Source organism: Serratia sp. JSRIV001, assembly GCF_019968745.1.
GTDB classification, from domain to species: domain Bacteria; phylum Pseudomonadota; class Gammaproteobacteria; order Enterobacterales; family Enterobacteriaceae; genus Chania; species Chania fonticola_B.
In genome coordinates this window covers 4,375,954-4,389,680 of the sequence record NZ_CP074147.1, presented here as the reverse complement: position 1 = coordinate 4,389,680, position 13,727 = coordinate 4,375,954, and the positions used below count along the sequence as shown (strand labels likewise).

At 54.1% G+C, this 13,727-nt stretch carries 15 protein-coding genes; 9 read left to right on the top strand and 6 right to left on the bottom strand.

What is annotated here, in order from left to right:
• Positions 1-503: 503 nt before the first annotated feature.
• The 7 genes from lepA (at position 504) to acpS (ending at position 7,050) form a co-directional block, all read left to right on the top strand.
• A complete protein-coding gene (lepA, locus tag KGP17_RS20330) occupies positions 504-2,303 on the top strand; it encodes a translation elongation factor 4 (protein ID WP_094982607.1) in 1,800 nt (599 codons plus the stop codon).
• A gap of 31 nt (positions 2,304-2,334) precedes the next feature.
• The gene (lepB, locus tag KGP17_RS20325) at positions 2,335-3,312 is read left to right on the top strand and encodes a signal peptidase I (protein WP_021807687.1); all 978 of its coding nucleotides are present in this window, start codon (positions 2,335-2,337) and stop codon (positions 3,310-3,312) included.
• 226 nt (positions 3,313-3,538) lie between these two features.
• Positions 3,539-4,219, top strand: a complete 681-nt coding sequence (rnc, locus tag KGP17_RS20320) for a ribonuclease III (RefSeq protein ID WP_021178901.1) — start codon at positions 3,539-3,541, stop codon at positions 4,217-4,219.
• The gene (gene era, locus KGP17_RS20315) at positions 4,216-5,124 is read left to right on the top strand and encodes a GTPase Era (protein WP_094982606.1); all 909 of its coding nucleotides are present in this window, start codon (positions 4,216-4,218) and stop codon (positions 5,122-5,124) included. Before rnc ends, era begins: the two co-directional genes overlap by 4 nt.
• Positions 5,125-5,132: 8 nt before the next feature.
• Positions 5,133-5,864: a DNA repair protein RecO gene (gene recO, locus KGP17_RS20310; protein ID WP_021178899.1), complete on the top strand. Its 732-nt coding sequence runs from the start codon at positions 5,133-5,135 to the stop codon at positions 5,862-5,864.
• A 74-nt stretch (positions 5,865-5,938) separates the two neighbouring features.
• The gene (gene pdxJ, locus KGP17_RS20305) at positions 5,939-6,670 is read left to right on the top strand and encodes a pyridoxine 5'-phosphate synthase (protein ID WP_071683945.1); all 732 of its coding nucleotides are present in this window, start codon (positions 5,939-5,941) and stop codon (positions 6,668-6,670) included.
• Complete coding sequence (acpS, locus tag KGP17_RS20300; RefSeq protein WP_059201551.1) at positions 6,670-7,050, top strand: holo-ACP synthase; 381 nt, start codon at positions 6,670-6,672, stop codon at positions 7,048-7,050. The genes pdxJ and acpS overlap by 1 nt, the downstream gene beginning before the upstream one ends.
• Positions 7,051-7,201: 151 nt before the next feature.
• On the opposite strand, the gene KGP17_RS20295 is transcribed toward acpS, so the two are convergent.
• From KGP17_RS20295 to KGP17_RS20280, 4 genes are all read right to left on the bottom strand, one after another.
• Complete coding sequence (locus tag KGP17_RS20295) at positions 7,202-7,462, bottom strand: YfhL family 4Fe-4S dicluster ferredoxin (RefSeq protein ID WP_071683942.1); 261 nt, start codon at positions 7,460-7,462, stop codon at positions 7,202-7,204.
• 77 nt (positions 7,463-7,539) lie between these two features.
• On the bottom strand, positions 7,540-7,857 hold the full coding sequence (locus KGP17_RS20290; protein ID WP_024484273.1) for a helix-turn-helix domain-containing protein: 318 nt from the start codon (positions 7,855-7,857) through the stop codon (positions 7,540-7,542).
• 1 nt (position 7,858) lies between these two features.
• Entirely contained in the window at positions 7,859-8,203 is a 345-nt protein-coding gene (locus tag KGP17_RS20285) for a type II toxin-antitoxin system RelE/ParE family toxin (protein WP_071683941.1), read from the bottom strand.
• A gap of 100 nt (positions 8,204-8,303) precedes the next feature.
• Positions 8,304-9,113 (bottom strand): MurR/RpiR family transcriptional regulator, encoded by an 810-nt coding sequence (locus tag KGP17_RS20280; RefSeq protein ID WP_094982605.1) that lies wholly within the window; start codon positions 9,111-9,113, stop codon positions 8,304-8,306.
• 230 nt (positions 9,114-9,343) lie between these two features.
• Between KGP17_RS20280 and yfhb the strand changes: the two genes are divergently transcribed.
• The gene (gene yfhb, locus KGP17_RS20275) at positions 9,344-9,991 is read left to right on the top strand and encodes a phosphatidylglycerophosphatase C (protein WP_021178894.1); all 648 of its coding nucleotides are present in this window, start codon (positions 9,344-9,346) and stop codon (positions 9,989-9,991) included.
• A gap of 39 nt (positions 9,992-10,030) precedes the next feature.
• Here the strand turns inward: yfhb and yiaY are convergent, their stop codons facing one another.
• Positions 10,031-11,182 (bottom strand): L-threonine dehydrogenase, encoded by a 1,152-nt coding sequence (gene yiaY / locus KGP17_RS20270; protein ID WP_059201549.1) that lies wholly within the window; start codon positions 11,180-11,182, stop codon positions 10,031-10,033.
• Between the two features lie 328 nt (positions 11,183-11,510).
• On the opposite strand from yiaY, the gene tadA reads away from it, so the two are divergent.
• Positions 11,511-12,017 carry a tRNA adenosine(34) deaminase TadA gene (gene tadA / locus KGP17_RS20265; protein ID WP_024484269.1) on the top strand — a complete coding sequence of 169 codons (507 nt, stop codon included), beginning with the start codon at positions 11,511-11,513 and terminating at the stop codon, positions 12,015-12,017.
• A 15-nt stretch (positions 12,018-12,032) separates the two neighbouring features.
• Here tadA and mltF read toward each other — a convergent pair whose 3' ends face one another.
• On the bottom strand, positions 12,033-13,490 hold the full coding sequence (gene mltF / locus KGP17_RS20260) for a membrane-bound lytic murein transglycosylase MltF (protein WP_223498220.1): 1,458 nt from the start codon (positions 13,488-13,490) through the stop codon (positions 12,033-12,035).
• Between the last annotated feature and the right edge of the window lie 237 nt (positions 13,491-13,727).

Below are 13,727 nucleotides of genomic sequence, written 5' to 3'. Positions count from 1 at the left end.
GATGCTGGTGAACTCTGGTGGGCTTGCCGATGTCGTAGTGCCCTGAAGTCTGTTTTTATCCAAAGTTCTTGCCACTTGTAACCGAGGGGCAAAGGAGCGTATATCAGGTTTATCCTAAAGCGCTTGCGTTGTGATTTAACTGTAAGTTATTGATAAAAATATTATTTATTAAAAAAATAAGATTGGGTTTATTGCGTAATCGCGTAATATGTATTACCACCGGGTAAATAGTGTCTGGCCAACAGGATTGGCGCAATTAACCCACAATTTTTATCAGGCCTTCGCCGCGTTAATATCTGCTTTCATCAACTGCGGCGCGTTGTAACACTAAACTACGTATAATCGAATAGCTTCCCGACACCGATTGCTAGGTTTTCAGTGTTGTGGCATGTAGAATGCTGCGATTCAGGCGAAAAATAGCCGACCCATTCACTGTCGCTTTATGTCCATGCGGGTTCCATAGGCGAGTAATTCAGAAATACCAAGGCAGAAAAACTAATTAAATGAAACACATAAGAAATTTTTCTATCATTGCCCATATTGACCACGGTAAGTCGACTCTGTCTGACCGTATTATCCAAATCTGCGGCGGCCTGACCGAACGTGAAATGGCCGCACAGGTGCTGGATTCTATGGATCTGGAACGTGAGCGTGGTATTACCATCAAAGCGCAGAGCGTAACGCTCGACTATAAAGCCAATGATGGGCAGGTTTACCACCTCAACTTTATCGACACCCCTGGGCACGTTGACTTCTCCTATGAGGTTTCCCGCTCACTGGCCGCCTGTGAAGGCGCATTGCTGGTGGTGGATGCCGGGCAGGGCGTAGAAGCCCAGACCTTGGCCAACTGCTATACCGCACTGGACATGGATCTTGAAGTGGTGCCGGTGTTGAACAAGATTGACCTGCCAGCCGCCGATCCGGATCGCGCCGCACAGGAAATCGAAGATATCGTGGGCATTGATGCGACTGACGCGGTGCGCTGCTCGGCAAAAACCGGCGTTGGCGTGCCTGAAGTGCTCGAGCGACTGGTGCGTGATATCCCGCCACCAGAAGGTGATGCGGATGCTCCGCTGCAGGCGCTGATCATCGATTCCTGGTTTGATAACTACCTTGGCGTTGTCTCCCTGATCCGCGTGAAAAACGGCACCCTGCGCAAGGGCGATAAAGTTAAGGTCATGAGCACCGGCCAAACTTATAACGCCGACCGCCTGGGGATCTTCACCCCGAAACGTGTTGATCGCGACGTGCTGAACTGTGGCGAAGTGGGCTGGTTGGTCTGCGCCATTAAAGATATCCTCGGCGCGCCAGTGGGCGATACCTTGACGCTGGCTCGCCAGCCAGCAGATAAAATGCTGCCAGGCTTCAAAAAAGTGAAGCCACAGGTGTATGCCGGCCTGTTCCCGATCAGTTCCGACGATTATGAAGCCTTCCGCGATGCGCTGGGCAAGCTTAGCCTGAACGATGCCTCCCTGTTCTATGAACCAGAAAGCTCTACCGCGTTGGGCTTTGGTTTCCGCTGTGGCTTCCTGGGTCTGCTGCACATGGAGATCATTCAGGAGCGTCTGGAGCGTGAATACGATCTGGAGCTGATCACTACGGCACCTACGGTAGTGTATGAAGTCGAAACCACCGGCAATGAAACCATTTACGTCGACAGCCCTTCCAAGCTGCCGCCGTTGAATAACATCGCTGAACTGCGTGAGCCGATTGCAGAGTGTCACATGCTGATGCCGCAGGAATATCTGGGCAACGTGATCACGCTGTGTATCGAGAAGCGTGGCGTACAGACCAACATGGTTTACCACGGTAACCAGGTGGCGCTGACCTACGAAATTCCAATGGCCGAAGTGGTGCTAGACTTCTTTGACCGTTTGAAATCTACCTCGCGCGGTTACGCCTCGCTGGACTATAACTTCAAACGTTTCCAGGCCTCGGACATGGTGCGCGTTGACGTGTTGATCAACAACGAACGCGTAGATGCGCTGGCGCTGATCACTCACCGTGATAACGCACAGTATCGTGGCCGTGAACTGGTCGAGAAAATGAAAGAGCTGATCCCACGCCAGCAATTTGATATTGCGATCCAGGCGGCGATCGGCACGCATATCATCGCTCGTTCTACGGTGAAACAGCTGCGTAAAAACGTGTTGGCCAAGTGCTACGGCGGCGACGTCAGCCGCAAGAAGAAGCTGCTGCAGAAGCAGAAAGACGGTAAAAAACGCATGAAGCAGGTGGGTAACGTTGAGTTGCCGCAGGAAGCGTTCCTGGCCATTCTGCACGTGGGTAAAGACAGTAAGTAAGAGCGAAAGCTCGCGTAACTAGGGAGTTTGCATGGCGAATATGTTTGCCTTGATCCTGGCGATTGCCACTTTGGTGACCGGGATCATCTGGTGCTTTGAGCGCTTTAAATGGGCGCCGGCACGCCGGGCGAAAATCGCGGCGGTCAATGCACAGGCGGCCGGAACGGTCGACGAAGCGGCCTTGGCGAAAGTGGCAAGGCAGCCGGGGTGGGTTGAAACCGGGGCTTCGGTGTTCCCGGTATTGCTGTTGGTGTTTGTGGTGCGTTCGTTTATTTACGAACCGTTCCAGATCCCTTCAGGCTCAATGATGCCGACGCTGTTGATTGGTGATTTCATTCTGGTGGAAAAATTTGCCTACGGCGTAAAGGATCCGATCACCCAGACCACGCTAATTGAAACCGGTCATCCCAAGCGCGGTGATATTGCGGTATTTAAATATCCGCGCGACACCAAACTGGATTATATCAAACGCGTGATTGGCGTACCTGGCGATCGCGTGACCTATGATCCGGTGAATAAGCGCGTGACGGTGCAAGAGTCCTGTAATAGTGGCCAGGCGTGTGATACCGCATTGGCGGTCACCTACAGCGATATGCAACCGAGCGATTTTGTGCAGATGTTTACCCGCAGCGGCATGGGCGAAACCAGCAACGGTTTCTTCCAGATCCCTCTGACGGATAATGTGCCACAGGGCGGTATTCGCCTTGGTGAGCGCAAGGAAACTCTGGGCAACGTAACTCACCGTATTCTGACTGTGCCCGGCGCACAAGATCAGGTCGGCGCTTACTATCAGCAGCCAGGCCAACAGTTGGGCGAGTGGGTAGTACCGGCCGGCCATTACTTCATGATGGGCGATAACCGCGATAATAGTGCAGACAGCCGTTATTGGGGATTCGTGCCTGAGAAGAATCTGGTAGGTAAAGCCACGGCGATCTGGATGAGTTTTGAAAAGCAGGAAGGTGAATGGCCAACGGGCGTCAGATTGAGCCGTATCGGTGGTATTCACTAATAGCGTTTTACAAACTGCAGCCAATTAGGCTGCAGTTTGACAGGCAATGGGTCTATATAAACGCAGCAATATATTTCCACTCGTTGTAGAATAGCCCCTCGAGCGATAAAAGTTGGCCCCTTTTGGGCGCCACTGCAAACGAAACAGCTTTGGATTGGCTTTTGGCAAAGCAGGCCTGTTCCGTATGCTGCAAGTTTTTGACGCATTCTTGATCTATTGGTAACTCATGAACCCCATCGTAATAAACAGGCTGCAGCGGAAGCTGGGCTACACTTTTCAACAGCAGGAGCTCTTACTGCAAGCGTTAACTCACCGTAGCGCCAGCAGTAAACACAATGAACGTCTCGAGTTTCTGGGTGATTCGATCCTTAGTTTTGTCATCGCCAATGCGCTCTACCAGCGTTTTCCTCGCGTAGACGAAGGAGACATGAGCCGCATGCGTGCCACGCTGGTGCGGGGCAATACGTTGGCGGAGATGGCGCGCGAATTCGACCTGGGCGAATGTTTGCGTCTTGGGCCGGGCGAGCTGAAAAGTGGTGGATTCCGCCGCGAGTCGATCCTGGCGGATACGGTGGAGGCACTGATTGGCGGTGTGTTCCTGGATAGCGATATTCAAAACGTCGAGCGCCTGATTTTGGACTGGTATCGTAGCCGGTTGGACGAAATCAGCCCCGGTGATAAGCAGAAAGACCCGAAAACTCGTTTGCAGGAGTTTTTACAAGGTCGTCATCTGCCATTGCCAACATATCTGGTGGTGCAGGTTCGCGGTGAGGCGCACGATCAGGAGTTTACTATCCACTGTCAGGTGAGTGGTTTGAGCGAGCCCGTCGTGGGTACCGGTTCAAGCCGCCGTAAAGCCGAGCAGGCGGCAGCGGAACAAGCGCTGAAAAAGCTGGAGCTTGAATGAGCGAAGAAAAACAATACTGCGGTTTTATTGCGATCGTAGGTCGTCCCAACGTGGGCAAATCCACGTTGCTGAACCAACTGCTGGGGCAAAAAGTCTCCATCACCTCGCGTAAACCACAGACGACCCGTCACCGCATTATGGGTATCGATACCGATGGCGCTTATCAGGCCATTTACGTCGACACCCCGGGTCTGCATATCGAAGAAAAGCGTGCCATCAACCGTTTGATGAACCGCGCGGCCAGCAGCTCAATCGGCGACGTCGAGCTGGTGATCTTCGTCGTGGAAGGCACCAACTGGACTGCCGATGATGAAATGGTGGTCAACAAACTGCGCGGCCTGAAAAGCCCGGTTCTGCTGGCGATCAACAAGGTCGACAACGTTACCGACAAATCCAAGCTGTTGCCGCACATTGCGTTCCTCAGCCAGCAGATGAACTTCCTGGATGTGGTGCCGATCTCTGCCGAAAAAGGCATGAACGTGGACACTATCGCGGCTATCGCACGCAAAGTGTTGCCGGAAGCGGAACACCACTTCCCGGACGATTACATCACTGACCGTTCCCAGCGCTTTATGGCGTCGGAAATTATCCGTGAAAAGCTGATGCGTTTCCTGGGTGAGGAACTGCCTTACTCAGTGACGGTCGAGATCGAACAGTTTGTACCGAATGAGCGCGGTGGTTACGACGTGCACGGTCTGATCCTGGTTGAGCGTGAAGGCCAGAAGAAGATGGTGATCGGCAACAAAGGTTCGAAGATCAAGACCATCGGTATTGAAGCCCGTCAGGACATGGAACAGATGTTTGAAGCCAAAGTGCATCTGGAGCTGTGGGTGAAAGTGAAATCGGGCTGGGCGGACGACGAACGTGCGCTGCGTAGCCTGGGCTATACCGACGACCTGAAGTAATACCTCCTATGGATGGCTGGGAGCGCGCTTTCGTCCTGCATGGGCGGCCCTTTAGTGAAACCAGCCTGATGCTGGACCTGTTCACGGAAGGTCATGGGCGGGTGCGCTTGCTGGCGAAAGGCGCACGCAGTCGCCGTTCCAATCTGAAGGGTTGCTTGCAACCCTTTACTCCTCTGTTAGTACGCTGGGGCGGTCGTGGCGAAGTTAAAACGCTGCGCGGTGCCGAAGCGGTCTCCCTCGGTTTACCCCTCAGCGGCATGATGCTTTACAGCGGTCTTTACGTGAATGAACTGTTGTCACGGGTGCTGGAGCAGGAAGGCAACTATTCGGTGTTGTTCTTCGATTATCTGCAATGCTTACAGGCCCTGGCAGCGGAAGACAGCTCCCCGGAGCATGCCCTGCGGCAGTTCGAATTGGCGCTGTTAGGGCACTTGGGTTACGGGCTGGATTTCCTCCATTGTGCTGGCAGCGGTGAGCCGGTGGATGATGGCATGACCTATCGCTATCGGGAAGAAAAAGGCTTTATCGCCAGCCTGGTGGTGGATCATTACAGCTTTACCGGCCGTGAACTCCGCGCCCTGGATGAACGCCAATTCCCCGATGCAGAAACCCTGCGTGCAGCCAAGCGCTTTACCCGCATGGCGCTAAAACCCTATCTCGGCGGTAAGCCGCTCAAGAGCCGTGAACTGTTTCGCCAGTTCGTGCGCAAACAACCCGATACCCCCGTCGACGAAGCCTAAGCGGTTTCTGCTTTTGCCGTTTTGCCCGCCCGTGTAAACTGCTGCTACTGAAAATGACTTAGTAGAGGGTTGTCATGGCTGATTTACTGCTGGGCGTCAATATCGATCATATTGCCACGTTACGTAACGCGCGCGGCACCAATTACCCGGATCCGGTGCAGGCGGCATTTATTGCCGAGCAGGCGGGGGCCGATGGCATCACCGTTCACCTGCGTGAAGATCGCCGTCATATCACCGACCGCGACGTGCGTATCCTGCGCCAAACCATCCAGACCCGTATGAACCTGGAAATGGCCGTCACCGATGAAATGCTGGATATCGCCATTGAGCTGAAACCTCAATTTTGTTGTCTGGTGCCGGAAAAGCGTCAGGAAGTGACCACCGAAGGCGGGCTGGACGTGGCCGGGCAGCAGGACAAAATGGCCGTGGCGGTTGAACGCCTGGCGCAGGCTGGCATTTTGGTTTCGTTGTTTATCGATGCCGATCACCGTCAGATCGACGCGGCGGTAGCCGTAGGTGCACCTTATATCGAGATCCATACCGGTGCCTATGCCGAAGCGCAGGGCGATCTGGCCGTGCAAGCCGAGCTCAAGCGTATTGCCAAAGCGGCTACCTACGCGGCCAGCAAAGGCCTGAAGGTGAATGCGGGCCACGGTTTGACCTATCATAACGTGCAGCCGATCGCCGCGCTGCCAGAGATGCATGAGCTGAATATCGGCCATGCCATTATTGGCCAGGCGGTGATGAGCGGTTTACCGGCGGCGGTGGCTGACATGAAGCTGCTGATGCGGGAAGCGCGTCGCTAATGGCGGTACTGGGCTTGGGAACCGACATCGTGGAGATGGCGCGTATCGAAGCGGTGGTGGAACGCAGCGGCGATCGCCTGGCTCGCCGGGTGTTAAGCCCGGCCGAATGGGAGGTGTATCAACAACATCAGCAGCCGGTACGCTTCCTGGCGAAACGCTTTGCGGTCAAAGAGGCCGCCGCCAAGGCGTTCGGCACCGGCATCCGCAACGGCCTGGCGTTCAATCAGTTCGAAGTGTTCAATGATGCCCTGGGTAAACCCAATATCCGGCTGCATGAACGTGCAGCCGAGCTGGCGCAGGAGATGGGGGTCAAGTCAATCCACGTTTCTTTGGCGGATGAACGCCGCTATGCCTGTGCTACGGTGATCATCGAGGGGTAAGGAAGGAGCTGGCCGGAGCGCTTGGTTGGCTTGTGCACCTTCGGGAAATGGGTGCGAGAAGGAAGAATGGTGGGGTATTGCGCAGAAAAATCAGCGAACTCGATCGATCCCCTCTCCCTTTGGGAGAGGGTTAGGGTGAGGGGCGATTGACTCACAAACTATCGGCATGGTGCAGCACGACAAACTTGTCCCACAGCTGTTCCTGGTTCTCTACGTGCTGCGGATCGGTAATGATGGTGTTATCGATCGGGCACACCTGCTGGCAGGTTGGGGTCTCGTAATGCCCCACACATTCGGTGCAGCGGTTGGCATCGATCTGATAAATCTCATCCCCCATCGAAATCGCCTGGTTCGGGCATTCCGGCTCGCACATATCGCAGTTGATACATTTTTTGGTAATCAATAAAGCCATATCAATAAGTTACTCATTTAATCTTTTAAAATAAGCACTGGTTCGGTCAGCCGGTTTAACGGGGGTGCTTATTACTGTCAGGCAAACACCACTTTAAGACTGCCGGGTGTCCGGCGTGGCTTGCCTACCACAATTTGTACATCACGCCCTAAGCGGGTCAGGCATTCTAGCATTTTGGCTTCGCTGATGCCCCGGAACTGGCCGCGCAACAGATTAGACAGCTTGGGCTGTGTCATCCCCAGGAGCTTTGCTGCCTGCTCTTGTGTCAGACGGCGACTTTTGATGATGTCGCCAATTGTGCTGGCAAGTTGGGCTTTAACCTGCATTTCTTCAGCGCCGTCGCTGCCAATATCGGCATAAACGTTGCCGCTGCTGACTTCGATATCTTGGCTCATACTATGCCCCTCTGGCATGATTTTCTGCGGCTTTCAGTCGTTCACGGATTTTGTCCATATCTGGTTTTGGTGTGGCGATCCCGGCTGAAGACTTTTTCTGGAATGCGTGCAGAACATACACGGCATCACCAAACTTAACGGTATAGACTGCACGATAAGTATCAGTAAGAAAGTCTTCTACTACCTCTAGTACTCCTGCCCCACCAAACCCTCTTAAGGGTTTCGTCTGGGAATGCTTACCACCTGCCTGCGCCAAGTGTAGAGCATAGCCGAAAACATCCTGAACCTCTTCGGGTAATGACTGGAGGTCTTTCTTACTGCTACCAACCCAATATAGTGGCTTCATCCGCGTTATCCATGCGTCAAATTATACCTATATGGATATAATTTAACATGACCAATGGTCGATTTATAGTCAGAAAGCGAAAGAAGTTGATTTGATTAGTTCATACCACGTGTCCAACCGGCTCGTGCTGGAGCAGCGCCATAAACAGCAGGTCGGTCAGGGCGAACTGCGCGGTGCTGGAAGATATTGCCGCGCTGCGGATATTGGGCTCTTGCGCAATGGTATAAAGGCAGTGATCGGCCCGTTGCTGTAGGCCATTAGGTGAGAAGCTGGTCAGTGCCAACACCTTGGCTCCGGCAACACGCGCTTCTTCGGCAGCCAGGTTGATCTCCCGCCGTTCACCGCTAAACGAGATCGCCAGCAGCAGATCCTCCCTACTCAGCGCCTTTATCGTCGCCAGTTGAACGTACATATCCGCTTCTGCCACCGCCATCACGCCAATCTTTAGCAGCTTGAACGACAGGTCTTTGGCCACTAGCCCGGAAGCCCCGATGCCGACCAAGATCACCCGCCGCGCCGCGCGCAGCATCTCCAGGGCGGTAAGCAGCCGCTGTTCACTGTTGATATCCAGGGTAGCTCGTAATGCGGCCTGCTTTTCCAGTAGCAATTTCTCACCGACGGTTTTGAGCGGATCGCTGCTGAGGATGTGATTATGGACCGTCACCACCGGTGCGACCTGCGGTTGAGCCAGCACCTCACCCAATGCCAGCTTCAGCGCTGGAAATCCCTTGTAGCCCAGTTTCTGGGCGAACTTGACCACGCTCGATTGGCTGACACCGGCCAACTGGGCCAGCTTTTGTGAGCTGAGGTGGCGGGCCTGTTCGGCGTTATCCAACAGAAAGTCCGCCAGTTTGCGATCGTTTTGTGCCAGCGATGGGTAAATCTGACGAATGCGAAGAAGGGTACTCATGGTTTTTTCCTTTGAGCCAGCCAGCATTCTGCCATGCCGGTGACAAAACGGGCAGCAATCATTTTTGCGAGCAGGCCGCTAAAATGCTTGCAGCAACACTATGACTTGATGAGTTAACGCGCCTGTGGCGTTGACCAATGTCGGTTGTATCTGGTCGGTCTAGTGATTACGATAATAGCCGGTTGTATTTTCACCTGCATAATGGGGTCAACGATCCTGAGGAGTAACGTTTGACTGACAAACCGGTTGCACAGGCCCAGCGCGTGGTATTTTTCGATCTGGATGGCACTTTGCATCAGGAAGACATGTTTGGCAGTTTCCTGCGCTTTTTGCTACGGCATCTGCCGTTGAACCTGGTGCTGGTGGTGCCGCTGTTACCCATTATCGGATTGGGTTTGTTGATCGGTGGGCGGGCGACACGCTGGCCCATGAGCCTGCTATTGTGGGCAATGACCTTTGGTCGTTCAGAGGCCAGGCTGAAAGCGCTCGAGGCGAAATTCGTCGACTATTTTCGCCGTAAGGTCACCGCCTTTCCGGTCGTGCAGATGCGTTTGCGCCAGTACCTGGATGCCCAGGATGCTCAAGTGTGGTTGATCACCGGCTCGCCGGAACGGCTGGTGGAGCAGGTTTATCGGGATTCTGCGTTCCTGCCACGGGTACGGCTGGTGGGGAGTAGCATTGTGCGTCGCTACGGGGGCTGGGTGTTGCCCATGCGCTGCCTGGGCGTTCAAAAGGTGGTGCAACTGGAGCAGCGCCTGGGAGCGCCATTGAAACTGTTCAGTGGCTACAGCGATAGCAAGCAGGATAACCCTTTGCTCTATTTTTGCGAACACCGCTGGCGGGTGGGTAAAGAAGGCGAGTTACAGCAGTTGGATTAAATAAGGCTCCCCCAGTCAAACGAGGGAGCCTGGCAGCGGTTACATGGCTGCTTTAAAGATGGCCACAATCTGTTCGTGGCTTGCCTGGATTGGATTGGTAAATCCGCAGGCATCGTTCAGGGCGTTAGTGGCTAACGTAGCAAAGTCTTCTTCTTTGACCTGCAGATCGCGTAAGCCAGCAGGAATTCCCACGTCTTTCGCCAGTTGGCGAATGGCGGCGATACAAGCGGCAGCCCCTTGCTCATCGCTAAGGCCTGCAACATTTACGCCCATAGCGGCGGCAATGTCTTTCAGACGCCCTGCGGCAACCTGAGTATTGAACTCTTGCACGTGCGGCAACAGCACGGCGTTACACACGCCATGTGGCAGGTTGTAGAAGCCACCCAACTGGTGCGCCATAGCGTGCACATAACCCAATGAGGCGTTATTAAATGCCATACCGGCCAGGAACTGGGCATAGGCCATGTTCTCGCGCGCCTGCATGTTTTGCCCGTCGTTGACTGCATCACGTAAAGACTCGGCAATCATGGTGGCGGCTTTTAGCGCGCAGGCATCGGTGATTGGGTTGGCGGCGCTGGAGACGTAGGCTTCGATAGCGTGGGTCAAAGCATCCATACCGGTGGCAGCGGTCAGGCCTTTTGGCATGCCAGCCATCAGGTGAGGATCGTTGACCGACAGGATCGGAGTCACGTGCTTGTCGACAATCGCCATTTTGATGTGGCGCGCTTCGTCGGTGATGATACAAAAACGCGTCATCTCCGAAGCGGTACCCGCAGTGGTGTTGATCGCAACGACCGGCAACTGCGGCTTAGCTGAGCGATCAACCCCTTCATAGTCTTTGATTTCCCCGCCGTTAGCGGCGACCAGGGCAATCCCTTTCGCACAGTCATGCGGCGAACCGCCACCCAGAGACACGACACAGTCACAGTGATGTGCGCGCAACAGTTCCAGGCCCTGTTTTACGTTTTCCGTGGTCGGGTTGGGATGCGTGCCGTCATAGACGCAGCTTTCAATGTTCTGTGCCGCTAACAGGGCTTGCACCTGAGCGACGACGCCAATGCCGTTCAAAACCTTGTCGGTCACGATCAGTGCGTTATGCAGACCATGCTCTTTCATGGTTTTTGCCGCGTCTTCCAGACAGCCGGAACCAATCATGTTGATGGAAGGGATAAAGAATGTTGAGGCAGCCATAAACTACTCCTTATAAAGGCTTTTTGCGTGAGGTAAACATTATCGTGCTAATGCTTAAGAGAATATGATCTATCACAATTTAGTTAGAAAAAATTTGCTTAATTCTTCAGCTTGATTTTCCACCAGTTTATAACGTTTATCTGAAATTTTAAGAAATGAATAAAATTTAATCATCATTAAATATGATGTTATTGATTTGTTGGTGGCGTTTTGAGCGATCGACAAACGTGGCCGGTTCAAGCTTATTTGCATCAACAAGGCCGAGTGGCTGCGGCAAAAGGGACTAGTGTGTATAATGCCCGCCGCGATGCGCACGAGGATTGATGTGGTGAATGAATATAGTGATGAGTATTGGATGCGTCAGGCGTTAAGCCTGGCTCAACGTGCGCAGGAAGAAGGTGAGGTGCCGGTTGGGGCGCTGCTGGTGCTGGACAATCAGGTGATTGGCGAAGGTTGGAACCGGCCGATCGGCCGCCACGATCCCACCGCTCATGCTGAGATCATGGCGCTGCGGCAGGGGGGAGCGGTATTGCAGAATTATCGCCTGCTGAATGCCACGCTGTATGTCACGCTGGAGCCTTGCGTGATGTGCGCCGGGGCGATGGTGCACAGCCGCATCCGTCGTTTGGTATACGGCGCGGCCGATGAAAAAACCGGAGCGGTGGGTTCGCTGGTGGATATTCTGCGCCATCCGGGCATGAATCATCAGGTAGAAATCGTCTCGGGCGTGCTGGCAGAAGAGTGCGCCGCCACCCTCAGCAACTTTTTCCGTATGCGTCGCGAGCAGAAAAAAGCGCTGAAGCTGGCGCAACGGGCCGGAAAAGACCCACAATAACTACATATTGAATCACTACAGGGCGAGCGCCAGCTTGGCTTCCACGGCAGGATAGCCTTTGGCCAGTTCGGCCTGTTTCATTGCTTCTACCGCCTTCTTCTCTTTTTCCAACAGATAGCCCACCAGGCTGACCTGATAACGGCGGATGTTTTCCACGTAGTTATAGGCTTCGCGGCCACGGGCATAGCCATAGGTGAGTGATGGATAGTAGCGCTTCTGGCTCAGCATCGGCAGGCGCTGTTTCACATCGACCCAACTGTCGGGGTTGCCTTGCTGGTTTTTGGTGAGTTTACGCGCGTCCAGCATATGGCCCCAGCCCATGTTATAGGCGGCCAGTGCGAACCAGATCCGCTCATCTTCTGGCACCGTGTCGGGCACCTTCGCCATCAGACGCTGCAGATAGAGCGCCCCGCCTTGAATACTTTGCTCCGGATCGAGCCTGTCGGTGACGCCCAGGCCGTCGGCAGTGGCTCTGGTCAGCATCATCAGCCCACGGACACCGGTGGGGGAGGTCGCCTGCGGATTCCAGTGCGATTCCTGGTAGGCGATGGCGGCCAGCAGCTTCCAGTCAATTTCGCTGGCATACTTTTCAAACAGCGAGCGGAAAGAGGGCAATACCGAGTCGATGGCCGACAGGAAGGTTTTAGTATCAACGTAGTCAAAACTGCCCACGTGTCCCAGATACTTCTCCTCCAACCGTGCCAGCGTGCCGTCTTCTACCCTTTGGCTATAAAAATCCAGCAGCGCGGCGTACAGGCTATCGTCATTGCTGCGCTTCAGATACCAGGTCACTGGCTCTTCATCGGTAATGTCAAAAGCGACGGCCAGCTGTGGATGGATACGCTGCAGCAGGGCAATGGTCACGGAATCGCCGATGGTGTAATCCAGCTTGCCATCGGCCACCTGTTCCAGCAGCTCTTTTGACGTCATATCGCTCGACGCTTCCCAACTGAGATCGGGGTATTTGCTTTGTTTGAGCTGCTTTAGCGTGCTGACGTGCGCCGAACCGGAGGCCACCGCCAGCTTGCCTTTGATATCGGCAAAGGATTTTGGCCGCGTGGTACCCAACCGATAAACCAACTGCTGGGAAACGGAATAGTACGCCGGGCCGGTACTGGCGCGGCTGAGGCGATCCCGGTTGTAGATTAGCCCGGCGGCGAGAATATCGGCATTGTCGTCATCGAGATCGTCAAACAGGTCATTGATGTTTTGGTGTGGGATCACCACCAGCTTGACCCCCAGGTAGTTGGCAAAGCTTTTGGCCAGCTCATAGTCAAGGCCACTCGGCCCCTGTGGGGTAGTGAAATAGGTTAACGGTGAGTTTAACGTGCTGACGCGCAGTTCCCCACGCGCTTTGATCGCCTCGAGTTGGCCTCCCTGTCCACCACGCCAGGCGATATTGGGCCACAGGGCTAGCGCCAGCAACAGGGCCACAACACCGATTAGAATGTAATTTATTTTTAGGCGTTTCAAATAGTTATCTCAAATAGATGCACGCTTTATATTGACCGGAATCAGGATTTTTTCATGGTTAAATCACCAGTGCCGGGGCATTTTGCGCAACATTACGCCAGCGTGCAACTTTATTGATAGGTTATGAGAATTCGGCAGCGGGAATAGCTTTTATCAATAATAGCTACGCAAACGGTTTCGTCGGCGGCGCGGATTATCTATAATGGCGCGCGTTTTCCCCCTGTTGCGCCCAATGAA